This is a genomic window from Paenibacillus humicola (assembly GCF_028826105.1).
Taxonomy (GTDB): Bacteria; Bacillota; Bacilli; order Paenibacillales; family Paenibacillaceae; genus Paenibacillus_Z; species Paenibacillus_Z humicola.
Window position 1 is genome coordinate 2337441 of the sequence record NZ_JAQGPL010000001.1, and the last position, 25514, is coordinate 2362954.

Sequence of the window (25514 nt, forward strand, 5' to 3'; positions counted from 1 at the left end):
TAAAGAGATGAAGATTGCCGATGAGGGGAGAGTCTGCAGGTTTGAAAGACTACTTGGACTTGCTGAGGGACGTGTTGGAGAACGGAACCGATAAAGCCGACCGGACCGGCACGGGTACGCGTTCGGTGTTCGGGCGGCAGCTCCGTTTCGACCTGGCGGAAGGCTTTCCGCTTGTGACGACGAAACGGGTGCATGTCAAATCGATCATCCATGAGCTGCTTTGGTTCTTAAAAGGGGACACGAACGTCCGCTATTTGCAGGAGAACGGCGTGACGATATGGGACGAATGGGCCGACGCGAACGGCGATCTCGGGCCGGTATACGGCTCGCAGTGGCGCGCCTGGGAAACGCCGGACGGTCGCAGGATCGACCAGATCGCCCAGGTGGTCGAATCGATCAGGCGGAACCCCGATTCGCGGCGTCATATCGTCAGTGCGTGGAACGTGGCGGAAATCGACCGGATGAAGCTGCCGCCATGCCATTTCGTTTTTCAATTTTACGTGGCGGACGGGAAGCTGTCCTGCATGATGACGATGCGTTCGTCGGATACGTTTCTCGGACTGCCTTTCAATATTGCGCAATATGCGCTGCTGACGCACATGATCGCCCAGCAGTGCGGCCTTGAAGCCGGCGAACTTGTATATTCGGGCGGCGACGTTCATATTTACAGCAATCATTTTGAGCAGGTCAAGCTGCAGCTGACTCGCGAGCCGTATCCGCTGCCGAAGCTGGTCATCAAACGAAAGCCGGACTCGATTTTCGATTACAGGTTCGACGACTTCGAAATTGTCGGCTACAAGCATCATCCGACGATTAAAGCCGAAGTCGCCGTTTAGGAAGGAGCGGGCTTTGCGGAATGTCCATAACACTGATCGCCGCGATGGCGAAAAACCGGGTCATCGGCGCAAATAACGGCATGCCCTGGAGGCTGCCGGCCGAAATGGCGCATTTCCGCCGGTCGACGCTCGGCAGGACGGTGCTGATGGGGAGGAAGACGTTCGAATCGCTTGGCGGGAAACCGCTGAAGGACCGGCGCAATGTCGTCCTGACGCGGCAGGCGGGCGCGGTGTTCGCGGGCTGCGAAACGGTCCGCTCCGCAGAGGAAGCGATCGAACGCTTTGCCGCAGGCGAAGAACTGGTTGTGATCGGCGGCGCGGAGGTGTACAAGCTTTTCCTGCCTGCTGCGGATAAGCTGCTGCTGACGGAGATCGATGCGGAGCCGGAAGGGGACGCCTTCTTTCCCGTTTTCGACCCGGGCGAATGGCTTCTGACCGGCACCGAAGCGCATCCGAAGGACGAGAAGAACGCATACGATTTTTGCATCCGGACCTACGAGCGAAAGCCTTGAACGAGGCGCACTCGGCATCTTAGGATTGACGAACGTTATGTTATATAGTACAAATGATTGTACGGAAAATCCATTTCACGGAATCGGCGCACTTGCTACGATAGTGAAAATGACTTCCCGCTCCGGGTGGGGAAAGTTTGATATTGAATAATGAGCGTTTTCCCGATATAGTTTTAACAGATGGTAGAGTTGGCAACAGGGAAATGGATGGAGGATTAAGCGATCATGTCTACACCTACTGGATTTATGGACTATAAACGCGAGCTGCCCGCCGACCGCGATCCGCTTGAGCGGATCAAGGATTGGGACGAATTTCATAAACATTTCAGCGAAGATCAGCTGCGCACGCAGGGCGCCCGCTGCATGGATTGCGGAACTCCGTACTGTCATACCGGGATCGAAATGTACGGCTCGGTTTCGGGCTGCCCGGTCAACAACCTGATTCCCGAGTGGAACAATTTGATCTATCGCGGATTGTGGCGCGAAGCGCTCGACCGTTTGCATAAAACGAACAATTTTCCCGAATTTACGGGACGGGTTTGTCCGGCTCCATGCGAGGGCTCGTGCACGGTAGGCCTGATCGGCGATCCGGTGACGATCAAGACGATCGAGCAGGCCATCATCGACAAAGGCTTCGAGGAAGGCTGGGTCGTGCCTGAGCCTCCCAAAATGCGTACCGGCAAGCGCGTGGCCGTCGTCGGCTCCGGCCCGGCCGGTCTCGCCTGCGCCGCCCAACTGAACAAGGCGGGTCATACGGTAACCGTATACGAGCGCGCCGACCGGATCGGCGGTTTGCTCACCTACGGCATCCCGACGATGAAGCTGGATAAGAAAGTTGTCCAGCGCCGCGTCGATCTGCTCGAAGCCGAGGGCGTTCAATTCGTCACCAATACGGAAATCGGCAAAGATATCGGGGCGCAGCAGCTCGTCGACGATTTCGATGCGGTTGTCCTTTGCGGCGGAGCGACGAAAGCGCGCGAGGTTCAAATCGAAGGCCGTGAGTTGAAAGGCATCCATTTGGCCATGGATTACTTGAACGGAACGATCAAAAGCTACCTCGATTCGAATCTGGAAGACGGGAACTATATTTCGGCCAAAGACCAGAACGTCATCGTCATCGGCGGAGGCGACACCGGAACGGACTGCGTGGCGACCGCGCTCCGTCACGGCTGCAAATCGATTACGCAGTTCGGTACGCATGCGAAAGCGCCGCTCGAACGCGATCCGGAGACCAACCCGTGGCCGCAGTTCCCGAACGTGTATACGCTGGATTATGCGCAGGAGGAAGCCCGCGCGTTGTACGGCTCCGATCCGCGTGCGTTTTCGGTCCTGACGAAGAAATTCGTCGGCGACGAGAACGGCAACGTGAAGGAACTGCACACGATCCAAATCGAGCGCTACGTCGATGCGGAAGGACGTAAAATCTACAAAGAAATTCCGGGCACCGAGCAAGTGTGGCCGGCGGATCTCGTGCTGATCGCCGTCGGTTTTGAAGGACCGGAAAACACGATTATCGATCAGCTTGGCATTGCGCAGGACCGCCGCTCCAACGTAAAAGCGAAATACGGCGACTACCGGACGAGCGTCGACAAAGTATTTGCCGCCGGCGATATGCGCCGCGGACAAAGCCTTGTCGTTTGGGCCATTAACGAAGGCCGCGAAGCGGCACGCGAGGCGGACCGCTTTCTGATGGGCTCCACGATGCTTCCGTAATCATATTCGACTTTTTCAACTGCTTCACGGCATTAGCCGTTTCTTTATCGGACGCCAACAAACGCGGCCGAATGACTTTCAGCGCCTGCGGGCGCTTTTTGTCGTTTTTGGCATTTTCATTGGATGACCTTGTGGACCCAAGCGGTTTGCCGTCTCAACAGGCGGCGAACGATGATAAGGATTTTACAGCTCCGGCTGTGTTCGAAGAAAGGGGAGAATCTCGTGATTCAATATGGAGCCGATCATACAACGGAGCTGTCATTTACCGCCTTCCACCCGCGCATCGAGCAGAGAGACGAACAATGGGTCGATATCGAGCTGCGGATGGAGCTGGCCGAACAAACCCCCGTACCGGAGGGATTGACCGACCTGACGGCGCTCGTGATCTGCACGTCGGGAGGCGTCATTGCGCAAATCGTGCCGCTCGACGAAGGCTGCGACTGTGAATTTCAATTTACGGCGGGAGAGAAAGAGCAGATCCGCGCCTATATCGAAGGGCCGGAAGTCCAGGCCGCCATTGCCGGTCACTCCTCCACAAGCTGAGGAGCGGTATGGTAGACTTATAGCAAGAGCAGACGAAACGGGTCATGACCCAAGAACTGCTGCGGATCAGTCGTATTCGCGTCATGCGACATTCGGAGGGGAAACATTGAAGACGTTAATTGTTGCCGAGAAGCCGGACATGGGCCGGACGATTGCGGCCGCGATCGAGCCGAAAGCCCAAAATAAGCGCACTTATTTGGAGGGCGAACGGTATATCATCACGTGGGCGATCGGCCATTTGATCGGACTGGCCGAGCCGGATCATTACGACGCGCGGTACAAACGTTGGAACGACGCCGATTTGCCGATTATACCGGACAGGTTCAAGCTGTGGCCGAACCCGCGCACGAAGGATCAGCTGAAGACGATCGGCGAGCTCGCCAAGCGGTGCTCCCGGCTTGTCAATGCCTGCGATGCCGGACGCGAAGGCCAGCTGATCTTCCATTTTATCCGGCAATATTTGAATCTGAAGCAGCCGGTCGACCGGCTGTGGATATCCGATTTGACGCCGGAGACGATCCGGCGAGGGTTCGGCTTGCTGCGAAGCGACCGGGAATACGAGCCGCTGACGCGCGCGGCCCGGGCCCGCAGCGAAGCGGATTGGCTGATCGGCATGAACGCCTCGCGCGCATTTACGATTCGTCACCGGGAGCTGCTGTCGGTCGGCCGCGTGCAAACCCCGGTGCTGGCGCTGCTGTATGACAAGCATCGGGAAATCGCCGCGTTTACGAGCGAGACGTTTTTCGTCGTACAAGCCGCTTTCGCTCAGCCGAAGGCCGCTTATAAAGGGATATGGGTCGGAGACCGGATCACCGAGCGGGAAAAAGCCGAATCGCTGGCCGCAAAGGTTAAAGGGAAGCCGGGCAGGATCGTGAGCTTTGAAACGAACGAAACGAAAGAATATCCGTTCCGTCTGTACGATCTGACGCTGCTGCAGCGTGAAGCAAACGGCAGGTTCGGCTACCCGGCCAAAAAAACGCTCGATATCGCGCAGGCGCTTTACGAGAAGCATAAGCTCATTACATATCCGCGTACCAGCTCCAACTATGTGACGGAAGAAAACATCCCGGTGATGGGCAGCGTGCTGAATATGCTGAAGCAAACGGAATATGCCGAGCTGGTTGAAGGCGCGGACCGCGGCAGAGTCCATAAAGGGAACAGAGCCGTCTGCAATCCGGCGAGAGTGGAGGACCACCACGCGATTTTGCCGACGCCGAAAAAGCCCGGCGCGCTCAGCGCCGAGGAACGCAATTTGTACGATATGATCGTCCGGCGATTCTTGTCCCACTATTATCCCCCTGCGGTATATCGCAATCACGAGGTGATGACCGAGGTGGAGGGAGAGACGTTTCGGACGCGGGCGAAAGAGCAGCTCGACCCGGGCTGGCGGGTTGTGCTGAGCAAGGACGAAGGCGAAAGCTCCGCCCGGAAAAACGCCAGAAAGAAAAACGACGATCCGGCCGATGACGCCGCCGACGAGCTGCTGACGACCGACAAGCCGTTTACCGTCGATGCCGGCCAGCCGGTGCGGTGCGAGGATGCTGAGGCGCTCGAGAAGGCGACCCAACCGCCGAAGCCGTATACCGAGGGCACGCTGCTCAAGGCGATGGAGAGCGCAGGCAAATCGATTGAGGTCGAGGAGCTTCGCGACGCAATGAAGGAAACGGGGCTCGGAACGCCGGCCACCCGCGCAGCTACGATTGAACGTTTGAAGCAGGTCGGCTATATCAAGCCTTCCGGCAAACGGCTCGATATTACGGCGAAAGGGTGTGCGGCCATCGAGCTGATCCGCGGAGCGGGCGTCGAGCTGTTGGCTTCTCCCGAGATGACCGGACGCTGGGAGCAGCGGCTGCACCAAATTTCAAAAGGCGAGGCTTCGGACGAGTCCTTCATGGAAAAGGTGAAGCAGTTCGCCGAGCTGATCGTGCAGAAGGTGCGGCTGCAGCGCCCGGCCGACTCGAGTCTGTTTGCGTCGGCGAAGGAACCCGGTACGAAGCAGCGGACCAAAGGGTCCGGACGCAAAGCGCGAGCCTCGACCGGAACGGGAAGTCGGGGAGGCTTGAAGCGGACGAGCAGCCGTACGGAGCTATCGGAGCGGGCGGCGGGCACCGGGCCGAAGGCGGCGGTTCGGACAGCCGATGCCGAGGCGCCGCGGGTTATCGCGCCGTGTCCCCGGCCCGGCTGCGGCGGCAGTCTGGTCGAAGGCAAGCGCGGCTACGGCTGCTTGCGATTTCGCGAAGGGTGCACCTTCGTCATTTGGAAGGAGCAGCAGGGGCGAAAAGTGACGTCCGCCATGGCCAAGTCGCTCGCGGTGAAAGGGGAGACGCGCAAAATGTCCGTCAAGTCGGCGGACGGGTCCGCCTCATCCGGCAAGCTGATTTTAACCGATCCGTCGAAAGGAACCGTGCGGTTCGTCCATACGTCCTCATAACGGGTTTAAGACCGTCAAACGGGTCACAACAAACAGGCTTGCTATTCATGGTCGAACATGGCCATGAATAGCAAGCCTGCCTCGGCTTCCGGCAATAAGATGCGGAACACCCTGACCGGAACGCGAGAAAAACCGTTGTCTGTAAGCTCTGCAATGCCGTTCTATCCTTGACCGGACCGGCGCCGGACGTAGTCGCTGATATTCGGAGGAACATCCTTTAAATCGGAAAGCGTCAAGAACGCGCCTTGCGGCGGCACGTTAATGTTGACTATGTTATAAGCCCATTCTTCTTCGCTCTTCATATGAATGGCGTTGATCCCCGCTGTGAGCGCAGGCAGGACGTCGGTGCGAATCGAGTTGCCGATCATCCATGTCGAACTGCGGGGAAAGCCGCCCTCCGTCAAGATCCTCTCCATCGCTTCAAGGTTTTTATGCGGCCGTACATAAATTCGCGTGCCGAAATAACGCTCGAGCCGCATTAGCTTAATTTTTCGCTGTTGAATGAGCAGCTCCCCGCCCGTGTATAAGTGCAGGTCGTGCCCTTGCTCCGACAGCTTGTTGAGCGTTTCCTCCATATTCGGATACGGCTCCACTTCATGCTCGTACACGCTTCGCCCAAGCTTCCAGAGCAAATCCTCCTCGACAGCCGAACGGGCCCGGCCCGTCAAATCGGAGAAATACCGATAAGATTCCACAAAAGATTGAGGAAAATGATCGCTTGCAAATCCGATGACCTGGACGCCGGCAATATCGATTTCCGTCTGCTTGTCCCTGATCGTATCCGGGGAGATGCCGCAGCCGCCAAACCAGGAAGCCATTGCATCGATAAATTGATTGATGACCAGATAAAAATAACGGTTGCAGTAAATTAATGTATCGTCCAAATCGAACAATATCGTTTGTTTATTCTCTTGTGTCATCCGTATGGCCCCTTCTCAGTAATTCCGTATAACCAATCTACTCCATTCTATGAAGAAACGTCAAATCGCATACGGACCGATGATTTAACAAATACTGTAACCGGAGGTGAGAGCGATGCCATGGAATAAAGCGGACGAGAAGGAGAACAAATCGAACGAATCGAGCGTCAGGGAAGAAGCGAGAACGCCGGACAGCCGAAAAATAGCCGAACGGCCGGCCAGCCTGGACGGTGTAAATAAGGAAAAGCCATGATCGGATAACGCTTCAAAATAAACGCGCCCCGCTCCGCGTCCGAGCGGATGCGAGGCGCGCGGCGAAGCGGCAACGCCGGACTCCGGGCGGCTTCAGGCATATTTTAGCTTTTTGGCGTTCAAATCCCGCTTGATGAATGCGATCCGTTTGCGCACGTAGAAATCATAGCTCTCGCCTTTCAAATCGCGAGGCGTGATCACCTCCCCCGCCGTATTGTCGATAATGGTGAGCGTGCCGTCGGCATAAAACTTGAACGTCAAGTCCCGAAACGGCCGGTGCTTCTCGATAAAACGGTAGTTTTCACAGTTGCGCATATGATCAACCTCCTTTTTGAAAAGACGAGAGAAAACAGAACGTTTGTTCTGTTTTGATTATACCAAACATTTGTTCGGATGGAAACTATTTTTTGTTTCCCGTAAACTAGATAAATAGAATTGACTTTCCGATGGTTAAAGGAGCGCCTGTCATGATAAAAGTCATCAATTTGTCGAAGCGAATTCCGGGCGGTCCGGAGGTGCTGTCGGCCATATCGCTGGATATACAGCCTGGCGAATTCATTGCCGTCAAGGGAGCGAGCGGAAGCGGCAAGTCGATGCTGCTGAAATGTTTGGCTTTGCGGGAGAAATGGAGCGGCGGCTCCTATATGGTGGATGGCGTCGATATATTGAACAAAGGATTGTCCGGCTTGATGAAAATCCGCCGGGAAATCGCTTACCTCGAAGAAAAACCGATTCTGTACCCGAACCGAACGGCCCTGAAAAACGTTTTGATCGGTGCCGCCTACCAGACGCCGATTTTTCGCAGAATTACCGGTATGGTGCGGAGTGACGATTACATGGGCGCGATGGACGTCATCGAGAAAATGGGGCTGCTCGACAAAGCGCACATGAAAGCGGAAAAGCTGAGCGGCGGCGAACGGCAGCGCGTCGCGGTGGCAAGGGCGATCGTGCATGGCGCCAATACGCTGCTGGCGGACGAGCCGGTATCGGGCCTCGATCCCCATACGGCCGAGCGGGTACTGACCGACCTGAAGCAGATGTGCCGGACGCAGAACATATCCGTGGTCGCCGTGCTTCATCAGGGCGATTGGGCGGAGCGCTTCTCCGACCGCATTGTCGGGCTTAACGCCGGAAGGCTGGTGCTCGATATCCGGGGACGCAGAATGACCGAACGGGAGAAAATGCTGCTGTAACCGGGCTTAATGCCTGAATCGAATCGGTTACGAGGGCGCTTACAAAGCGACATATCTGGAAAAGGGAGCAAGCCGCCGGCATACAATGGAGCATCAACCTATAACAGGCAGGTGTCTAGGGCATGGCTTTTCAATTCCCGGCGGTCGTTCACGCCTCCAGAATCACGTTTCCGAAAGCGGAGCTCTGGGTTCCCGTCATCAGCGGTCTGCACAATGCGGCCGCGCGCAACGCCATCAACGAAGCGATCCGAGCCGCCGTCCGCGAGCTGGTCGCCGGACAAGGGTCGCTGGACGATCCCCGTGCCGAAATGCAGGGTTGGTTCGAAATCAAAAACAATCAAAAAGGGATTCTCAGCCTGTCGCTGTTTAATTATGCGTATACGGGCGGAGCCCACGGCCTCACACTGCAGCAATCGCTGACTTTCGATATGGGCAGCGGCAAATCGTATACGCTGCCGGAGCTGTTCAAGCCGGGCAGCCCTTACGTCAGGCGGCTGTCCGATCTGATCAAACTGCAAATTCAAGCCCGCCAAATCGCAACCATCGAGCCATTCGAGTCCATACGGCCGGATCAGCCTTTTTATATCGCCGACCGGTCGCTGGTCGTTTATTTCGCGCTCTACGAGCTTGCGCCATATGCATTCGGTTTTCCTTATTTTCCGATTTCGGTTTACGACCTGACGGATATCATCAATCCGAACGGTCCTCTCGCGCCTATGACCGTTAACGACTAATCGGCATGCCGCAGGGAGCAGGCGAGCCTGCCCGCGGACGCCGGCAGGGCGGTCCGGACAACATGAAGGAGCGCTCTAAGATGATCGTTGGAATCGCAATACTCGTTTTAATTGCCTTCACCGCCGTGTTGTTCCTCCGCGGCAGGCTGAGCCGTCGAACAGCGGGAACGACACGCCCGCAGCCGCAGGCTTTCATCCCGGAGCGGCAGCCCGGGCCCGCAGCCGATGCCGGCGCGCCGCCGCCTGAGCCGGCGTCCAAGCCGGATCCGGCGCAAAAAGGCGCGCTGCCCTGCGGCGTCCTGATCGCCGACGACCAGCGGGCGATCCGGATGCTGCTGCGGGAGCTGCTCGAGCTCGGCGGGCTGACGGTATATGAAGCTTCCAACGGCCGTTCGGCGATCGAGCAGGCCCGCAATAAGGGGATCGGTTTTATTCTGCTCGATCTGAAAATGCCGGATATGGACGGAATCGAGGTGTTGGAGGCGATCCGCGCGTTCCGTCCCGACGTGAAGGTTGCCATGATTACGGCCAGCAGCGATCCGGACAAGCAGGAAGCCGCCAATCGGCTCGGCGTACGCGCTTTTTTTACGAAGCCGTTTGATATCGAATACGTAAAATCGTTTGTGATTTCCGAATTGGGCGGTTGAACGATACATCCAAGAGGAGGCACCGAGATCATATGAAGCCCGTTCAATGGATTGGAGCCGCCGTTCATCTGCTGCTCGGTCTTGTTTTTCCGTACGTGCTGGGCGGAACGGTTGTCCTGACGTATGGATTGATGTCCCCTTCCACGGCAAAGCAGAAGCTGGCAGGCGCCCTTATCGCCATTGTCTACGTCGCGATGATTACCGCGGTCAACGTTATGGTGCTCAAATACTTGCCCCGCAAAAGCAAAATCAATTCGGCCGTCATCCATGCCGCGCTTTTTGCCGCAGGGGCTGCCGTCATGTTTGCGGCGCTGCGCCGCTAGCTTGTGCCGGGGGCGTATTTCGGCTGAAACGGTGACGCTTGTCAGACGGCTTCCACGCCTTCGATGAAATGGACCGAAAATTCAATCCGTAACATGTCCCGCCATAAAATTTCCCGGCCGTCTGCGGCCATTTCCCGGGGAAGCGCAGGATGCAACAGATTGAGATTATTTTCGACAAACAGAGGAGAGCAGCAGCATGATCAATGCGGATGGAGGCGAAACGATGCCAACGCTCGGAAAATTAATGTCCTTAAATATCGCGCGTCCGATTTCCGTCCGGCACGGCTCGAAGGAAGTGCAAACCGGGATATTCAAGCAGCCGGCAGGCAGGCCGCTGGAGCTGTCGAAGACCGGTCTCGAAGGCGACGCTCAAGCCGATCTGGTCAATCACGGAGGCGCGGACAAGGCGGTCTGCGTTTACCCGTTCGCGCATTACGATTTTTGGGAAAAGGAGCTTGGTGCGGCGCTGGCCTTCGGTGCCTTCGGCGAAAATTTCACGGTATCGGACCTGGACGAGCGTTCGCTTTGTATCGGCGATACCGTGCACGTCGGGACCACGCTGCTGCAGGTGAGCCAGCCCCGCCAGCCTTGCTTCAAGCTCGGCCTGAAACACGGCCGGCAGGACCTTCCGGACCTTGTGCAGCTGCTTGGGTATACAGGCTTTTATTTCCGCGTGCTCCGGGAGGGGAAGGTCGCGGAGGGCGATGAGCTGATACTGGAGCGGCGCCATCCGGAGGGGATGACGATCGCCGAAGCGAACCGGCTGCAATACCGGGACAAATCGGATATTAACGGCATGAAACGTCTGCTTGGCATAGCGGAACTGTCGGACAGCTGGCGGAAATCATTCGAGTTCCGGCTCGCCGGACTGCAGGCGTGAAGATGATGGAGCGTCCGGGAACGAAGGCGGCGGATGGAAGCAGATTTGCCGTCTTTTTGGAGCAGTATGCATTTGACGAACCGTGGCGGGCCGTTAAGGAAGAAAGCGGCATGAACAACACGACGCGCATGGTATACGCGGACGGCCGGAAATACGTGCTGCGCGTATACGACAACCACTGCGACCCGGCAATCGTTACTGTCGAGCACGCCGTCCTGCTCGGGCTGTCGCGCTCTCGGCTGAGGTTTCAGGTGCCCCGCCCGGTGTCGAATCGCGGCGGCGGAACGATTACGGCGGCGAAGGACGGCAAGCTGGCTGCGCTGTACGGCTATATCCAGGGCACTCGTCCGTCCGCGGATGACAGGGACCATATCCGGGGGCTCGGGGCTGCGGCCGGCGAGCTGTCCGTCGCGCTGAAAACGGCTTCAATTGCGGCGGCGCCTCTATACACGCCTTATTATGATTTCGCGGAAACGCACGGCTGGGCTGAAGGCGAGGTGCTTCACCGGCTTGCGGAGCGCGAATCCGGGACGGGCGGCTGCAGGCGGGAGCTTGAATTGCTGCTTGCGGAGCGGGTACGGCTCGCTGCGCTGAAGGAACGGTTCGCCGCGCTGCCGCGCCAATGGATTCACGGCGATCTAAACTTTACGAACGCGGTTGCCAGGGAGGATCAAATCGCCGGCCTGCTCGATTTCGAATTTTGCGCGGTGGACGCCCGTGCGATGGAGCCGGCGGTCGTGCTTGCCGAATTCCCGGACGCGGACCTTGAAGCGGCGCTGGACAAGTTCGCTCTGTTCTGCGAAGGTTTCGGACGGCATGTCCGGCTGAGCGGAGACGAGATCCGGCTGCTGCCCGAACTGATCAAGCTGCGGATGATGGATGTTGTTCTCCATTTTGCCGGGAGGTTTCGCGAAGGACTCGATCCGGGGTCTGTCTGGGAAGGGCAGATCAGGCGAGCCGCATTCGTGACGGAATGGCTGGACGGTCATCGCGGCGCGCTGGCGGCGCTGTTCGAACGGTATTTCGCGTAATGGCGGCGGAGGATGGTAGACAGGCGGATATTTTTCGAAGCATCATCGGCTTCGGAACCGCCATATACATATAAGATGAGCGAAAATGAAAAAGAAAACACCCGGGAGGAAAGCGGCGATGAATCTCGCGCAAGCGCTCGGCTACGGTCCTCAGGACCGGCTTCTGATTGTAAACGCCGACGACTTCGGTTTATGCCATTCGACGAACCAGGGCATCCAGCAGCTGCTGGCCGATGGCGTCGTTTCTTCGGCGACTGTGATGATGCCGTGCCCTTGGGCGAGGGAGGCGGCGCTTTGGAGCGCCCGTCACCCTCATCTGGACGTCGGCGTCCATTTTACGTTTACGAGTGAATGGGATTTGATGAAATGGGGGCCGGTGAACCGCGGCGGCGCAACGAATTCGCTTGTGACCGGTGAAGGCTATTTCCCGAAGGACACCAAAACGTTCGAGCGGCAGGCCGATCCGGTGCAGGTGAAGAACGAGCTGACCGCGCAGGTGGAAATGGCGCTCGCGCTCGGCATCGAGGTTACGCATGCCGACAACCATATGGGCAGTTTATATGGCCTGCAGACAGGCCGGCATTTCTTGAGCGAAGTGTTCGACGTATGCGCGCGCTTCGGCCTTCCGTTCCGGCTGCCGCGCCACCTGCTGCTTGAGGATGGCCAGATCGCCCCGCCGGAGCTGGCGAGCCAGGCCGCGAAGCTTGCCGGCGAAGCGGACGCGAAAGGCGTCGTCGTTCTGGATTATTTGCTCGGACTGCCGTTCCATGAGGCCCCCGGCGATACGTATGACAGCTTCAAGGCGGATATGATCGCGCTGCTCCGCAATCTTCATCCGGGCGTATCCGAGATCATAATCCATCCGGCGCTCGTGACGAACGAACTGCTCGCCTTTCACGGGGCGCCGGCGCGCAGGGGAATGGAAATGGAGCTTTTCCGGGACCCGGATATCCGGCAGACGATTCGCTCCGAAGGCATCGTCCCGATCCGATGGCGCGATCTCCGCACGCTTCAAAGACGGCTGTCCGGCTTCGGCAAATAAAAGCACTCCGAGCATGTACAGCGGGGCGCCAAACAGCGGCCTGCCATACGAGCCGGCGGACAAGCCGGGCCGAAAAGAAACTCTATTCGTTTTTTGTCAAAAATGGTATACTGATAGTTGTGAATTTCATAAGTTTTCTGATAAATCGGGAAGGGAGTGGGGGAATTGGCGGTTCTTCCAAAACAGAACGAACTCGGTTTCTTCGAAATTCGCCTGGAGTCGATCGGCGGATTGGGCGCCAACCTGGCCGGCAAAATGCTGGCTGAAGCAGGCGTGGTTGGAAGCGGTTTCAATGGGGTCAGCTTTTCCTCATACGGATCGGAGAAGAAAGGCTCGCCGGTTAAGGCGCATATCCGGTTTTGCGACCTGGACACGAATATCCGCGATACGACGCCGGTTGAACGGCCGCATGTCGTGGGCATTTTTCACGAAAATTTGTCCAAAACGGTCAACGTCATCAGCGGCATTTATGAAGACAGCGTCGTACTGGTCAACTCCTCGAAAACGCCGGACCAGCTGAAGGAAAAAATGAAGCTCCTCGGCGGAACGATCGCCGTCGTCGATGCCACCGGCATTGCGCTCGAAGAGAACAACCGGGTGAATATGGCGATGCTTGGCGGCCTGTTCCGGCTTTGCGATTTCCTCGATTTCGAACATATGAAAGGCATCATCCGCAAATCGCTCGAGAAAAAGTACCCGCAGGCGGTCGAACCGGCCCTCCGTACGTTCCAGCGCGGCTACGACGAGGTGAAGTCGCAGTCCTTCAAGCTGGCGGAAGGTACGGCGATGCCGGCGTTCAAACGGTGGGACATTCCGGCGCTCGGCTACGAAACGCAGCCGCTCGGCGGCATGATCACGAATCCCGGCAACAGCGTGCTGAAAGATTTGAGCATCTCCCGCAACGGGATGATGCCGCATTTCGACGATGACAAATGTATCCACTGCGCCGCGTGCGACACGGCCTGCCCGGATTTCTGCTTCGTTTGGGAAGAGCAGCCGGACAAGAAAGGCCGCCCGCAGATGTTTCTGCAGGGCATCGATTATCAGTACTGCAAGGGCTGCCTGAAATGCGTCGTGGCGTGCCCGACCGAAGCGCTCAGCTCCGAGCGGGAAACGGACGGTTACGGAGACGAGCACCGCGTTCCGCATCGCTTCGCCTGGGCTGCAAACTGAGTCGGACCCGGAGGCATACGGACTGCATAATTTGGTAATAGAAGGTTTCAAGGCCCAATGGACTGAATATACAGGCGATTTTCTCGGGGGCTGATCGGTTATCCGCGCTGCCATAAGCGGCGGGAACGGATCTTATTGCGTCAGCTCGATAAGAGAGGGGAGAAGCAGCAGTTATGGCGATTGAAATCAATAAAGAAGTGAGCCGGGGCACCGTCGAACAGCGCATGGTTTACGAATCCGGCAACGAAATGGCGGCTTATGCCGCACATCAGATCAATTACCATGTGATGGGGTATTTTCCGATTTCGCCTTCGACCGAAGTGGCGCAATTTCTCGACTTGATGAAAGCGAACGGGCAGCACGATATCAAGCTGATTCCGGCGGACGGCGAGCACGGCTCGGCGGGTATCTGCTACGGCGCTTCCGCGGCAGGCGGACGCGTGTTTAACGCAACAAGCTCGAACGGTTACCTGTATATGCTCGAGCAAATGCCGGTGCAGTCCGGAACGCGCTTCCCGATGGTGATGAACCTCGTCTGCCGCTCCGTATCCGGTCCGCTCGACATTCACGGCGACCACTCGGATTTATATTTTGCGCTCAATACGGGCTGGCCGATTCTGATGTGCCGCGATCCGCAGGCGGTTTACGACATGAACATCATGGCGATCAAGCTGGCGGAGGACTCCGACGTTCGTCTACCGGTGCTCGTTGCGTCCGACGGCTATTTCACGTCTCACCAGAAGCGCCGCGTCCAAACGTTTGCGAACCGCTCCGACGTGCATGCGTTTATCGGCGAGCTTCCGCCGCAAGGATACGCGCACGTGCTGGACCGGAACAATCCGATCACGGTCGGGCCTTACATGAACGAGCCGGATTATATCAACAACTGCTATCAGCAGTCGATGGCCATGTACAGGGCCGGCGTCGTATTCGACCGCATCCGCAAGGAATATGCGGCGCTGACCGGCCGCGACTATCCGATACTCGACCTGTACCGGATGGAGGATGCCGAAGTGGCGGTATTCCTGATGAACTCCGCATCCGAGATCATCAAGGACGTGGTCGACCAGCTCCGGGCGAAAGGCATCAAAGCCGGATCGATCGCGCCGAACATGATCCGTCCGTTCCCGGCCAAGGAAATCGCCGAGGCGCTGCGCGGAGTCAAAGCGGTAACGATCGGCGACCGCGCCGATTCGTACGGCGGCCACGGCGGCAACATGGCCAACGAAATCAAGGCGGCGCTGTTCACGCACGGCGTCAAGGATACGCTCGTCATCAGCCGAATATACGGACTCGGCGGCAAAGATTTCTACGCGGAGGACGGCCATCATTTCTTCGAGCTGGCGATCGAGGCCGCCAATACGGGCAAAATCGAGAAGGCGTTCGATTATTACGGCCATACGCCGGGAGATCCGGACAAAGCGCCGAAGCGCGTGCTGGAGCCGTTAAAATACGAGGATCTGAAGACGGGCCTGATTACGGTTAACCGCGACGAATCGACAGGCAAGCTGAAGGTGAAGGTGCCGCCGGTCCGCCAGCTGACGAAAAAGCCGAAAAGGCTGGCGCCGGGCCACGGTGCATGTCCGGGCTGCGGCATTTTCTCGGGGCTGGAGCTGTTCTTCAAAGGCATCGAAGGCGATATCGTGGCGCTGTATCAAACGGGCTGCGCCATGGTCGTCACGACCGGCTTCCCGTATTCGTCGCATAAAGCGACGTATATCCATAACCTGTTCCAGAACGGGGCGGCCACGCTTTCCGGCGTCGTCGAAATGTTTTGGGAGCGCAAGCGCCGGGGTGAGCTGGACCATCTCGGCCTGAAGGACGATTTTACGTTCGTCATGATCACCGGCGACGGCGGCATGGACATCGGCATGGGTCCGGCGATCGGCAGCGCGCTTCGCAATCATAAAATGATCATTGTCGAGTACGATAACGAAGGCTACATGAATACCGGAGCTCAGCTGTCCTACTCAACGCCGCTCGGCCACCGCACCTCGACGTCCAACGTCGGGAAGCATCAGGGCGGCAAGCTGTTCCATCATAAGGATACGGCGCAAATTATGGCCGCGACGAATATTCCGTACGTGTTTACCGGTTCGGAATCGGTGCCTCAGGACCTGCTGCGCAAAGCGGCGAAAGCGCAGTACTACGCGCAGAACGTCGGCCTTGTGTACGGAAAAATATTGATCACCTGCCCGCTGAACTGGCTTTCGGAAGAGAAAATCGGACAGACGCTGATCGACGACGCGGTCAATTCGTGCTTTTTCCCGCTGTATGAGGTTGAAGAGGGCGTAACGACGATCACATTCAACCCGGAGGAAAAAGGCAAACGGATTCCGCTCGGCGACTGGCTGAAAAATATGGGCAAGACGCGCCATATGACCCGTCCGGAATACGCGGAAGCGCTCAAATCGTTCGAGGACGAGGTCGAGCGCCGCTGGCAGCGGCTGAAAGCCAAGCACGAAAGTCCGTATTTGTAAAGGGCGGACACGGTTCATCCGGGGCGCGCATATGCGCCCCGTTTTGATTGGAGCGTCCCCCTTAAGGGACATCGAGGCGATCATTGCTGCATGATCGCCGAAGGCGGGAGGAATGGCGGAATGCCGGTTGTGTTGAGGCACCGGGTCACCGGCGAAGTTGCAGCCGGGATGCTGCGCAATGCGTACGATATTATGTATTACGGCGCGCTTTGGTGGGAGAATACGGAAAGTGCGGAAGCGCTGTCCGGCGATGCGCTGGCCGCCGCCGGTTATGGCGAAGGATCTGATTGGGACCTTCTGGAAATTGGTGAAGACCGGCTCAAGATGATGAACGTCAAGCTGAACAACGATTCCGGCCGCCGTCTTCTGCTGGGGCGGGACGGCACGATCACCATGGAAAGAAGCCGGCCGCGCTAAACGCCGCCGAGCAGCGTTTTCTTCGAAAACACTAAAGTGAGTGCTTACGAAGCGGCGTTTTCTTCGAAAACGCTTAGCCTATGCTTACGAAGCGGCGTTTTCTTCGAAAACGCTAAAGCGAGTGCTTACGAAGTTGCGTTTTCTCCGAAAACGCAAAGCTTATGCTTACGAAGTTGCGTTTTCTCCGAAAACGCTTAGGAGGGTAGACATGAACGTCGCGCAGAGCGATCATTTTATACTGCTGAAGGAGCTTCGGCCGGGTACGGGGGCGGATGCGGAGGCGTTTCGGCTCGGCGAAGGGATGCGGAGCGAAGGCTTTGCGGCCGTGCGGCGGTTTTTGGACGATTTTCGCGGCTATTTGCGCGAATTCGACGAAACGGAATGCGGGCAAGCGGCGGAGCTGCTGCGGTTAGGGCGGCTTGTCCTTCCGGAGCCCGGCCGCATCAGTCCGTCGTGGACCTATATCTGGCAGGAATTTGACGGCATTATCCGCACGAAACGGTATTTGTTCGGCAGCATCCCCGAGCGGGGCCGTGTCGGGGAGTGGCAGGTGCTGCTGGATAATCCGTTTTCCAACCAGAACATCGCGGTATACCCCGGGCTGACATTCCTGGAGGCGGCGTACATGTTCGCCTACTTCCGGACCGATTTGACGAATAACGAATACATCCGTCTGCAAAAGGTTGATACGGTCGTCACCTTCACGGGGGCTGATAGGGACGGTCTCGATTCGTGATGAAGTGCCTCTTTAATGCAAAAAAAGGTTTTGATGATCCGGCCCGGCGAAGCCGGCGTTCATCAAAGCCTTTTTGTCATGAAGGGCGGAGTATTGGCTTCCGGCCCGGCTGATCCCGGATACGCGCCCGTTCATTTGCCCGGACGGGAATAGCCGCTCGTATAAATGACGACAAGAATCAGAAAACTTCAGATGTGCCGTGCTGCCGGCATAACGTTTTACATCTGGTCGATCAGCCGATGTTCAAGACTAACCAGCAGGCAGCCCCGAGTGCTAGAGCCGCAGCTGCGGCGACAAATGCAGCATAGCCGATTTTTGTCTGCACCGTGGCGGTTTGGCGGTCGTAAAAATCCGGTTTCCGCCCCATGCCGAGCCACATTTCACCGGTCAGATTCGCGACGGTCAAGGCGAAGCTTTTCAGGATCGTCATCCGAACACCTCCTGGAACGATTAATGAAAAGATATTCCGATTGCGCTGCCGTTAGTCCACGCCGGCCTGAAGCGCCTTTTTGAGATAATCGGCAATTTTTCGGCCGTGGAAGCGGCCCGATTCGATGAAGATTTCGTTCGCCTTGTGCCTGGACGCGACGACGCCGGCCAAAAAAATGCCGGGCACGTTCGTCTCCATCGTCTCATCGTCGAAAGTCGGATAGCCTTCCGGCTCGATCGTAACGCCGATCGAGGTCAGAAACTCGCGGTCCGGATGGAATCCGGTGAGCGCCAGCACAAAATCGTTCGGCAGCCGTTCCGATCCGTCCGGACCTTCGATGAGGACGTCCCGGGAAGTGATTTCTACGACGCGCGATGAAAAACGTATGGCTACCCGGCCATTGTTAACGAGGCTTTCGAACGCCGGACGCACCCAGGGCTTTATGCTGGGCGAGTAGGTTTCGCCGCGATACACGATCGTTACGCGGGCGCCCGCACGTTCCAGTTCGATCGCGGCATCGATCGCCGAGTTGTTCCCGCCGATGATGGCAACCTCCGTACCGGTATACGGATGCGCTTCGCGGAAAAAATGACTCACTTTTTCCAGCTGCTCCCCCGGAATGCCGAGCTCGTTCGGATGATCGAAATAGCCGGTTGCCACGATGACGGCCGATGCGCGGCGGGTTAACGTCTCTCCGTGCCCGGTAACGCTTTGCACCTCGAATCCGCCTCCGGGAACCGGCCGGACGGCCGTAACCGTTTCATAAGCTCGGATGCGCACGCCGCTGCGGAGCGCAACCGTTCGGTAATAATTGAGCGCCTCGAGGCGCGACGGCTTCTCGCCTGCGGTCGTGAACGGAACGCCGCCGATTTCCAAATTTTGCGGAGAGCTGAAAAACTGCATGTAAGTCGGGTACTGGGAAATTGAATACACGATGTTCCGCTTTTCAATGAGTAACGGGTTATGGCCGGCTGCCTGCAAATCGATTGCCGCGGCAAGACCGCACGGCCCTGCTCCGATGATGATGATTTGTTCGTCGTGCATTTGCGCTAAAGCTCCTCCTTGGTCCTGATTAAAGCGCGGATGAATGGGAACCGCCGCGTGCCATGAGTTCTATTTTATCACATTTCGACCGCTCGTTCCCGGCTATAGGCGGCCGCCCCATCGTTTTCCGGTTGACAGCGGTTCGGCAGAAAGGGCAATTGACTCTGTGTACAGGCGGCGGAATGTTGTATAATAAGCTGAAAACGCGAGTTTAACATAATGAAATAAACAGATGCCACAAAGAAGCGTTTGTTTTGCAAACGCCAGCTCATACTTGCGAAGCCAAGTTTTGCTTACGCAAAACTTCTCAGGAGGAGATAGAATGCGACGGCGTTTTGTAATCGAAGCCGTAATGGTAGCCACGTATGGACAATTGCTCGTGCCCAGCAGGCCGGTCGATTTTGTCTTGCCCTATTCGACGATTCTGGAGCTTTACGATATGAAGGACGGCGCGGAGCCGGTCATGGACGATCCCGAGGACGACACACACGTCAAGCAGAAAATTGCCGAGCTGATCGGCTTTTTCGAGGATCCGTTCAACCGTAAGAAAATCGAGCGCGCGCTCCAGATGCCGTGGCGCGAAAGTCCGCCGCTCCTGCTCAACGACACCATTCAGTTCACCGTCGTGCACGCGGTGGACAACGCCCAGTACGGCGAATATTTCGATCCGATCGAGACGGAGCTTGTCCTGACGTCGATGAAGCTGAACGTGCCGCTGCTTTCCGACCAATTCGAGTTTCAGGACCGTCTGCTCGAGGCGGAGGTGCCGGTTCAAATTTACGATATCGAGGATTACGAATTTGCGGTCGAGGAAGGGATCGCGCCTTCGGAATGGGAATCCTCGCGGGATTTGTAACGCCGCGGAAAGAACAATTTATAAAAAAAATTTATTTTCACCCCTTCTTGCGTTTCCGCGGGAAGGGGTGTTAAAATTTATTTGTTCTTAAATTTGTCAAATTTGCCGAAAGGGGTCTGATGGCTATGATTTTGCTTCGGTTCGGCGACCGGCGGCTTAAGCGGATCGTTGCCCATCGGCCTTGCTTCTTGCGCACCCTATAGGCGAACACACATTCTGCCTAGGCTGTACGTACAAGGAGACTTCGAGCCCATGCGGCCCGGAGCCTCCTTTTTTATTGGACAAAATGAAGAATAAATGAAAAAAAAGGAGTGAAAACATGAATGTATTGTTACGGCTGGTCAAATATTTGCGGCCGAGCGCCAAATGGGTCGTCCTGTCGACGCTGCTGCTCATGCTGGGTACCGTCGTCGATTTGATCGCTCCCTGGCTGCTGCGGGAAATTTTCGATAAAGGCATTCAGCAGGGAAGCATGGCCGTTGTCCTGACGTACGTGTTTCTGCTCGCGGGCGTTCAGGTCGTCAAAAGCATCGGGATGTTCTGGCAGGGCCGCTCGCAGGAGCTTGTCGGGCAGAACGTCGTGTTCACCCTGCGCAAGCAGCTGTACGACCATCTGCAGCGGCTGTCATTCAGCTACTACGACAAGGCGCAGACCGGACAGCTGATGTCCCGGATGACGGGCGATATCGAGGCGGTCAAAAATTTCATCGGCTTCGGCGCGATGATGATGTTCATGGGCGTGCTGACGTTCGCCGGCACGATCGGGTTTATGCTGGCCATGCAGTGGCAGGTCACCCTGATCAGCATGGTGACCATTCCGCCGCTCATGCTGGCGCTGTGGAGCTTCAACCGGAAGGTCGGGCCGGCCTGGGGGCAGATTCGCGAGCAGATGGGCCGGTTAACCACGACGCTTCAGGAGAACATATCCGGCATCCGCGTCGTCAAAGCGTTCGCGAGGGAACAGTCGGAGAAAACGAAATTTCAGGGCCGGAACGAACAAAATTTCGATACGAACATGGATCGCGCCAAAATCGAGGCGAAGGCGTTTCCGCTGATGGGCTTTTACGGCGGCCTGACGTTTCTGATCATGATCTGGCTCGGTGGCTGGTATGTGGCGAAAGGCGAAATGACGCTCGGCACGTTTATGGCGTTCCAGTGGTATACGTGGGGAATCATTTGGCCGCTCAATATGCTGGGCTGGCAAATCAATATTTTTCAGCAGGCGGTCAAGGCTGCGCCCCGCGTGTTCGAGGTGCTCGACACCCCGGTTGCCATTGCGTCGCCGTCGGCGAATGCGGCCGATCCGTCCCGGATCGCCGGCAATGTATCGTTTGAGCAGGTATCGTTCCATTTTGCCGATCAGGACCCGGACAAAGACAACGGCGTGCTCCGCGACATTACGCTGAACGTCCGGCAGGGCGAAGTCGTGGCCGTGCTCGGCGCGACAGGCTCGGGCAAAAGCAGCCTGATCGCACTGCTGTCCCGCTTCTACGACGTGTCGCGCGGCAAGCTGCGCATCGACGGCGTCGATGTGCGTGAATACGAGCTGGACGGACTCCGCCGGAAAATCGGCATCGTGCCGCAGGAGACGTTTCTGTTCTCGGCTTCGATCCGCGACAACATCGCTTACGGCGTGCCGGACGCGACGCAGGAGCAGATCGAATGGGCGGCGCGCAAGGCGCAAATCCATACCTTCATCGAGCAGATGCCGTACGGCTACGATACGCTGATCGGAGAGCGGGGCGTAGGGCTGTCCGGCGGCCAGCGGCAGCGGGTCGCGCTTGCCCGGGCGATTCTGATGGACCCGCCGATTCTCGTCCTCGACGAAGCGACCGCCAGCGTCGATACGGCGACGGAATCCGCGATTCACGAGGCGCTGCTCGAAGTGATGAAGGGGCGCACGACGTTCATCATCGCACAGCGGCTTTCGTCCGTGCAGCGGGCCGACCGGATTGTCGTGCTGGACCGCGGACGGATCGTCCAGCAGGGGACGCATAAGGAGCTGCACGCGCAGGAAGGGTTTTTCCGGAATCTGTTCAAGCAGCAGGAAGCGGCCGCCGCGCGGTAAAAGACTGATAACTAATGGCATAAGTCATTAATGACATTAAATAAAGGAGGCGGACATGAGTCAATTCGAATGGGATTCCGACGACGAGATTGAAGAGAAGCCGTTTAACCGGACGTACATGAAAAGGCTGATGCGTTACGCGCTGCCCTACCGAAGCGTGCTGGGCTTCATTATCGCGATCGTCCTCGTCAATATGGTGCTTAGTCTGGCCGAGCCGCTGCTGCTCGGGTATATGATCGACGACGGCATCACGCCGAAGCATTTTGCCGTCATTCATTGGATCGGCGCGTCGCTGCTTGCGATCCGGCTGATCAGCTGGCTGCTCGGTTATTTTCACACGAAGATGATCAATTTTACCGGTCAGCGGATTTTGTACGATTTGCGCCAGCAGCTGTTCGATCATTTGCAGATGCTGTCGTTCCGCTTCTTCGACGGAAGGCCGGCGGGAAAAATTATGTCCCGGATTACGAACGACACGAATGCGATCGGCGAGCTTATTAACGGCGGCCTCATTACCATTGTGATGGAGACGACGCATTTGGTCGGCATCGTCGCGATTTTGCTGTGGATGGATTGGAAGCTGGCACTGCTTTCGTTTGTGACGATGCCGCTGCTGTATTTGATCGTCGCCAAGCTGCAGCCGAAGATCGAAGGGGCTTGGACGCGCTCGCGCAAAACGATGTCGGCCATCAACGGCAATCTGAACGAAACGATTCAGGGGATCCGCGTCATCCAGGCGTTTTCCCGCCAAAAGACGAATAACGCGAGGTTCGAGCAGCTGAACGCGAACAACAAACAAGCCTTCATGCGGGCCGTGACGCTGGAATCGACCGTTTGGCCGCTCGTCGAAATGATCGGCATGCTCGGAACCTGCATCGTTATCTGGTTCGGCGCCCGGCAGGTCATGAACGAGGCTTTTACGCTTGGTTTTATGATGGCGTTCATCAATTACCTTTGGCGCTTTTGGGGACCGCTCAGCGCCTTGTCGAAGGTGTACAGCCAGGTGCTGTCCGCCATGGCTTCGGCCGAGCGGATTTTCGAGGTTCTCGATACCGAGCCGGAAGTGAAGGACCGCTCCAACGCGCGGGAGATGAAGCCGATTGGCGGCGAGGTCGTATTCGACAACGTGTCGTTCCGGTACGGAGCGGATAAGCCGGAGGTGCTGCGCGGCGTCAACCTGCATATTCGGCCGGGCCAGCGCGTTGCGATCGTCGGGCCGACCGGCGCAGGCAAAAGCACCATCGTCAACCTGCTGATGCGGTTTTACGACGCGACCGGCGGGCGGATTTTGATCGACGGGCAGGACGTGCGGGACGTGACGCTGTCTTCGCTGCGCCGGCAGATGGGCATCGTGCTGCAGGACTCGTTTATTTTCTCCGGCACCATCGAGGAAAATTTGCGCTACGGCAACGAGGAAGCGTCGGACGAAGCGCTGCGCGCCGCGGCCGGGCATGTCCGGATCGACCGGTTCGTTTCGCAGTTTGCGGACGGCTACGACACACAGGTCGAGGAGCGCGGCTCAAAGCTGTCCGTCGGCCAGCGCCAGCTGCTCGCGTTCGGCCGGGTGCTGCTGTCGGATCCGCGTATTCTCATTTTGGACGAGGCGACGTCGAGCGTCGACACGGAAACGGAGCAGCATATTCAAGAAGCGCTGCAGCATGTGCTGCACGGACGGACCGCCTTCATTATCGCGCACCGGCTGTCGACGATCCGGGATGCCGACCTGATTTTGGTCGTTCAGGACGGCCGGATTTCCGAGCAGGGCACCCACGACGAACTGATGAAGACGGACGGGCTGTACCGCAAGCTGTATACGACGCAATTCGAAATGCAGCAGGCGCTTGCGCTGCAGACAGGCGCGTAGAAGCCCTGCCAGCCTCCTTACCCGAATTTTGGAGTAAGGGGGCTTTTCTTCAGGAAGCCGAGAGATCGGCTGTGCACTTGCCGGATTCCCCTTGCTTCAGATCCTCCGTCGAAGATAAAATAAGGTTCGGGACTTCCGATCCCAAATCGTTTCTTGTGAGGTTGTTACGACGATGAACTGCACAACTTTCGTTCGTTTAAGGTAAGAAAAGGCACGGTATGCAGCCCCGCGTTTTTTTGTTCGTGATGCGCGGGTTTGTTTGACTGTGCCTTTTTTCATTCACCGAAATCGAATGAAAGGGTGCATATAAATGAGTAATTCGTTTTTTTTCGGCCATGAAGGCCTGTTCCGTTGTCCGATTTGTCATGACGCCATGCGGCTGATCAGCGGCAAAAGTCTGATCTGCTCCCGCCGCCACGGCTTCGATATTGCCCGGCAGGGCTACGTCAATTTTCTTCGGCGGCCGCCCAAATCCGGATACGGCAAAAGCATGTTCGAATCGCGTGCGGCAATCGTCCGAAGCGGATTTTTCAGACCGCTGCTGGAACGGGCCGGAAGCGAGCTGTCGCTTCTGCTGCAGGCAAGCGGGGAGCGGATAGCCATCCTCGACGCCGGCTGCGGTGAGGGCTCCCATCTGGCTTTTTTGCGGGAGGAGCTTATAAGAAAGACGGAGCGCGGCGTAATCGGGGCCGGGCTGGATATCGCGAAAGAAGGTGTGAGGATCGCCGCAAGGCAGCATCCGGATCTCGTCTGGTGCGCGGCGGATATTGCCGAGTGCCCGTTTCAAGACGGCTGTTTCGATGCGATTCTGAACATTTTGTCCCCGTCCCGCTATGCGGAATTTCAGCGATTGCTCGTACCGGGCGGAATTGCGCTGAAAATCGTCCCCGGGAACGATTATCTCCGTCAATTGCGCGTAAAGCTATACGGCTCGTCGTTCAGAAGAACTCATCCGGGCGATTCGGCCGCCGGTCTTTTCCGCACTCGCTTCGAGCTCCTGCGGGAAGAGCGCGTCCGGTACGAGGTCAAGCTGGACCCTTCGCTGCGGGAACATCTTTTCCGCATGACGCCTTTGTCGTGGGCGGCGCCGGAAGAGGAGGTGCAGCGCGCAATGGACTCGGTCGGCGGTGAAATTACGGTTGATTTGACGATGCTGATTGGGAGAAAAAGGTGATCGGCGGCAATTCCGCCAACCTGTTCGCCACGGGCAGCCGTCCGAAACCGGTGTGCCTGCCCCTTGCATGACAGGTCATCAAGCGATATAATAAGCGGCAATAATCAAACAGTCCGATCATGCCGATGAAGAGCATCCAACTCGGAGGCGTTACGACCGGGATGTCCCAAGGCTCAAGCGGCCTCGAAAAGGCGTCCTCTAAGTATTCCGGCACC

Annotated in this window: 25 protein-coding genes; 21 read left to right on the forward strand and 4 right to left on the reverse strand. The window is 57.3% G+C overall.

Features of this window, described 5'->3' with window-relative positions; translation table 11 throughout:
* Positions 1–41 precede the first annotated feature (41 nt).
* The 5 genes from thyA to PD282_RS10845 all read left to right on the forward strand — a co-directional run bounded on the left by thyA (position 42) and on the right by PD282_RS10845 (position 6035).
* Complete coding sequence (gene thyA / locus PD282_RS10825) at positions 42–836, forward strand: thymidylate synthase (RefSeq protein WP_274650691.1); 795 nt, start codon at positions 42–44, stop codon at positions 834–836.
* 20 nt (positions 837–856) lie between these two features.
* Entirely contained in the window at positions 857–1348 is a 492-nt protein-coding gene (locus PD282_RS10830) for a dihydrofolate reductase (protein WP_274650692.1), read from the forward strand.
* Positions 1349–1573: 225 nt separating this feature from the next.
* On the forward strand, positions 1574–3061 hold the full coding sequence (locus PD282_RS10835) for a glutamate synthase subunit beta (RefSeq protein ID WP_274650693.1): 1488 nt from the start codon (positions 1574–1576) through the stop codon (positions 3059–3061).
* A gap of 171 nt (positions 3062–3232) precedes the next feature.
* Positions 3233–3604 carry a hypothetical protein gene (locus PD282_RS10840; protein ID WP_274650694.1) on the forward strand — a complete coding sequence of 124 codons (372 nt, stop codon included), beginning with the start codon at positions 3233–3235 and terminating at the stop codon, positions 3602–3604.
* Between the two features lie 106 nt (positions 3605–3710).
* Positions 3711–6035: a DNA topoisomerase 3 gene (locus tag PD282_RS10845; RefSeq protein WP_274650695.1), complete on the forward strand. Its 2325-nt coding sequence runs from the start codon at positions 3711–3713 to the stop codon at positions 6033–6035.
* 161 nt (positions 6036–6196) lie between these two features.
* Here the strand turns inward: PD282_RS10845 and PD282_RS10850 are convergent, their stop codons facing one another.
* The gene (locus tag PD282_RS10850) at positions 6197–6955 is read right to left on the reverse strand and encodes an HAD family hydrolase (RefSeq protein ID WP_274650696.1); all 759 of its coding nucleotides are present in this window, start codon (positions 6953–6955) and stop codon (positions 6197–6199) included.
* A 115-nt stretch (positions 6956–7070) separates the two neighbouring features.
* Here PD282_RS10850 and PD282_RS10855 point away from each other — a divergent pair, with 115 nt between their 5' ends.
* Entirely contained in the window at positions 7071–7208 is a 138-nt protein-coding gene (locus tag PD282_RS10855; RefSeq protein ID WP_274650697.1) for a hypothetical protein, read from the forward strand.
* 92 nt (positions 7209–7300) lie between these two features.
* On the opposite strand, the gene PD282_RS10860 is transcribed toward PD282_RS10855, so the two are convergent.
* Positions 7301–7522 (reverse strand): hypothetical protein, encoded by a 222-nt coding sequence (locus PD282_RS10860; protein WP_274650698.1) that lies wholly within the window; start codon positions 7520–7522, stop codon positions 7301–7303.
* Between the two features lie 152 nt (positions 7523–7674).
* Here PD282_RS10860 and PD282_RS10865 point away from each other — a divergent pair, with 152 nt between their 5' ends.
* From PD282_RS10865 to PD282_RS10915, 11 genes are all read left to right on the forward strand, one after another.
* Positions 7675–8400: a phosphonate ABC transporter ATP-binding protein gene (locus PD282_RS10865; protein WP_274650699.1), complete on the forward strand. Its 726-nt coding sequence runs from the start codon at positions 7675–7677 to the stop codon at positions 8398–8400.
* Between the two features lie 122 nt (positions 8401–8522).
* The gene (locus tag PD282_RS10870) at positions 8523–9134 is read left to right on the forward strand and encodes a DUF3298 and DUF4163 domain-containing protein (protein ID WP_274650700.1); all 612 of its coding nucleotides are present in this window, start codon (positions 8523–8525) and stop codon (positions 9132–9134) included.
* 80 nt (positions 9135–9214) lie between these two features.
* Entirely contained in the window at positions 9215–9781 is a 567-nt protein-coding gene (locus tag PD282_RS10875; RefSeq protein WP_274650701.1) for a response regulator, read from the forward strand.
* Between the two features lie 32 nt (positions 9782–9813).
* The gene (locus tag PD282_RS10880; RefSeq protein ID WP_274650702.1) at positions 9814–10104 is read left to right on the forward strand and encodes a hypothetical protein; all 291 of its coding nucleotides are present in this window, start codon (positions 9814–9816) and stop codon (positions 10102–10104) included.
* A 196-nt stretch (positions 10105–10300) separates the two neighbouring features.
* On the forward strand, positions 10301–10984 hold the full coding sequence (locus tag PD282_RS10885) for an MOSC domain-containing protein (RefSeq protein ID WP_274650703.1): 684 nt from the start codon (positions 10301–10303) through the stop codon (positions 10982–10984).
* Positions 10985–10989: 5 nt separating this feature from the next.
* Positions 10990–12015 (forward strand): phosphotransferase, encoded by a 1026-nt coding sequence (locus tag PD282_RS10890; RefSeq protein WP_274650704.1) that lies wholly within the window; start codon positions 10990–10992, stop codon positions 12013–12015.
* Positions 12016–12133: 118 nt separating this feature from the next.
* Positions 12134–13057, forward strand: a complete 924-nt coding sequence (locus tag PD282_RS10895; RefSeq protein WP_274650705.1) for a polysaccharide deacetylase family protein — start codon at positions 12134–12136, stop codon at positions 13055–13057.
* A gap of 165 nt (positions 13058–13222) precedes the next feature.
* The gene (locus tag PD282_RS10900; RefSeq protein ID WP_274650706.1) at positions 13223–14230 is read left to right on the forward strand and encodes a 2-oxoacid:acceptor oxidoreductase family protein; all 1008 of its coding nucleotides are present in this window, start codon (positions 13223–13225) and stop codon (positions 14228–14230) included.
* A gap of 173 nt (positions 14231–14403) precedes the next feature.
* Positions 14404–16710 carry a thiamine pyrophosphate-dependent enzyme gene (locus PD282_RS10905; RefSeq protein WP_274650707.1) on the forward strand — a complete coding sequence of 769 codons (2307 nt, stop codon included), beginning with the start codon at positions 14404–14406 and terminating at the stop codon, positions 16708–16710.
* A gap of 120 nt (positions 16711–16830) precedes the next feature.
* Positions 16831–17127 (forward strand): hypothetical protein, encoded by a 297-nt coding sequence (locus PD282_RS10910; protein WP_274650708.1) that lies wholly within the window; start codon positions 16831–16833, stop codon positions 17125–17127.
* Positions 17128–17335: 208 nt separating this feature from the next.
* Complete coding sequence (locus tag PD282_RS10915) at positions 17336–17863, forward strand: hypothetical protein (protein WP_274650709.1); 528 nt, start codon at positions 17336–17338, stop codon at positions 17861–17863.
* Between the two features lie 232 nt (positions 17864–18095).
* Here PD282_RS10915 and PD282_RS10920 read toward each other — a convergent pair whose 3' ends face one another.
* Both PD282_RS10920 and PD282_RS10925 read right to left on the reverse strand, forming a co-directional pair.
* Positions 18096–18293: a hypothetical protein gene (locus tag PD282_RS10920; RefSeq protein ID WP_274650710.1), complete on the reverse strand. Its 198-nt coding sequence runs from the start codon at positions 18291–18293 to the stop codon at positions 18096–18098.
* 51 nt (positions 18294–18344) lie between these two features.
* Positions 18345–19337, reverse strand: coding sequence for a YpdA family putative bacillithiol disulfide reductase (locus tag PD282_RS10925; RefSeq protein WP_274650711.1), 993 nt, complete (start codon positions 19335–19337; stop codon positions 18345–18347).
* A 322-nt stretch (positions 19338–19659) separates the two neighbouring features.
* On the opposite strand from PD282_RS10925, the gene PD282_RS10930 reads away from it, so the two are divergent.
* The 4 genes from PD282_RS10930 (at position 19660) to PD282_RS10945 (ending at position 25299) form a co-directional block, all read left to right on the forward strand.
* Entirely contained in the window at positions 19660–20193 is a 534-nt protein-coding gene (locus tag PD282_RS10930; RefSeq protein WP_274650712.1) for an ADP-heptose synthase, read from the forward strand.
* A gap of 319 nt (positions 20194–20512) precedes the next feature.
* Entirely contained in the window at positions 20513–22261 is a 1749-nt protein-coding gene (locus PD282_RS10935) for an ABC transporter ATP-binding protein (protein WP_274650713.1), read from the forward strand.
* A 55-nt stretch (positions 22262–22316) separates the two neighbouring features.
* Entirely contained in the window at positions 22317–24125 is a 1809-nt protein-coding gene (locus tag PD282_RS10940) for an ABC transporter ATP-binding protein (RefSeq protein WP_274650714.1), read from the forward strand.
* Between the two features lie 310 nt (positions 24126–24435).
* Entirely contained in the window at positions 24436–25299 is an 864-nt protein-coding gene (locus PD282_RS10945; protein WP_274650715.1) for a putative RNA methyltransferase, read from the forward strand.
* The last annotated feature ends 215 nt before the right edge of the window (positions 25300–25514 follow it).

Coding starts and splice junctions, on each gene's coding strand:
- PD282_RS10895 (WP_274650705.1), top strand. CDS start 12,134: ATGAATCTCGCGCAAGCGCTCGGCTACGGTCCTCAGGACCGGCTTCTG.
- PD282_RS10935 (WP_274650713.1), top strand. CDS start 20,513: ATGAATGTATTGTTACGGCTGGTCAAATATTTGCGGCCGAGCGCCAAA.
- PD282_RS10860 (WP_274650698.1), bottom strand. CDS start 7,522: ATGCGCAACTGTGAAAACTACCGTTTTATCGAGAAGCACCGGCCGTTT.
- PD282_RS10920 (WP_274650710.1), bottom strand. CDS start 18,293: ATGACGATCCTGAAAAGCTTCGCCTTGACCGTCGCGAATCTGACCGGT.
- PD282_RS10850 (WP_274650696.1), bottom strand. CDS start 6,955: ATGACACAAGAGAATAAACAAACGATATTGTTCGATTTGGACGATACA.
- PD282_RS10915 (WP_274650709.1), top strand. CDS start 17,336: ATGAACGTCGCGCAGAGCGATCATTTTATACTGCTGAAGGAGCTTCGG.
- PD282_RS10835 (WP_274650693.1), top strand. CDS start 1,574: ATGTCTACACCTACTGGATTTATGGACTATAAACGCGAGCTGCCCGCC.
- PD282_RS10905 (WP_274650707.1), top strand. CDS start 14,404: ATGGCGATTGAAATCAATAAAGAAGTGAGCCGGGGCACCGTCGAACAG.
- PD282_RS10880 (WP_274650702.1), top strand. CDS start 9,814: ATGAAGCCCGTTCAATGGATTGGAGCCGCCGTTCATCTGCTGCTCGGT.
- PD282_RS10890 (WP_274650704.1), top strand. CDS start 10,990: ATGGAGCGTCCGGGAACGAAGGCGGCGGATGGAAGCAGATTTGCCGTC.
- PD282_RS10885 (WP_274650703.1), top strand. CDS start 10,301: ATGATCAATGCGGATGGAGGCGAAACGATGCCAACGCTCGGAAAATTA.
- PD282_RS10830 (WP_274650692.1), top strand. CDS start 857: ATGTCCATAACACTGATCGCCGCGATGGCGAAAAACCGGGTCATCGGC.
- PD282_RS10940 (WP_274650714.1), top strand. CDS start 22,317: ATGAGTCAATTCGAATGGGATTCCGACGACGAGATTGAAGAGAAGCCG.
- PD282_RS10875 (WP_274650701.1), top strand. CDS start 9,215: ATGATCGTTGGAATCGCAATACTCGTTTTAATTGCCTTCACCGCCGTG.
- PD282_RS10855 (WP_274650697.1), top strand. CDS start 7,071: ATGCCATGGAATAAAGCGGACGAGAAGGAGAACAAATCGAACGAATCG.
- PD282_RS10925 (WP_274650711.1), bottom strand. CDS start 19,337: ATGCACGACGAACAAATCATCATCATCGGAGCAGGGCCGTGCGGTCTT.
- PD282_RS10910 (WP_274650708.1), top strand. CDS start 16,831: ATGCCGGTTGTGTTGAGGCACCGGGTCACCGGCGAAGTTGCAGCCGGG.
- PD282_RS10930 (WP_274650712.1), top strand. CDS start 19,660: ATGCGACGGCGTTTTGTAATCGAAGCCGTAATGGTAGCCACGTATGGA.
- PD282_RS10840 (WP_274650694.1), top strand. CDS start 3,233: ATGATAAGGATTTTACAGCTCCGGCTGTGTTCGAAGAAAGGGGAGAAT.
- PD282_RS10945 (WP_274650715.1), top strand. CDS start 24,436: ATGAGTAATTCGTTTTTTTTCGGCCATGAAGGCCTGTTCCGTTGTCCG.
- PD282_RS10865 (WP_274650699.1), top strand. CDS start 7,675: ATGATAAAAGTCATCAATTTGTCGAAGCGAATTCCGGGCGGTCCGGAG.
- PD282_RS10870 (WP_274650700.1), top strand. CDS start 8,523: ATGGCTTTTCAATTCCCGGCGGTCGTTCACGCCTCCAGAATCACGTTT.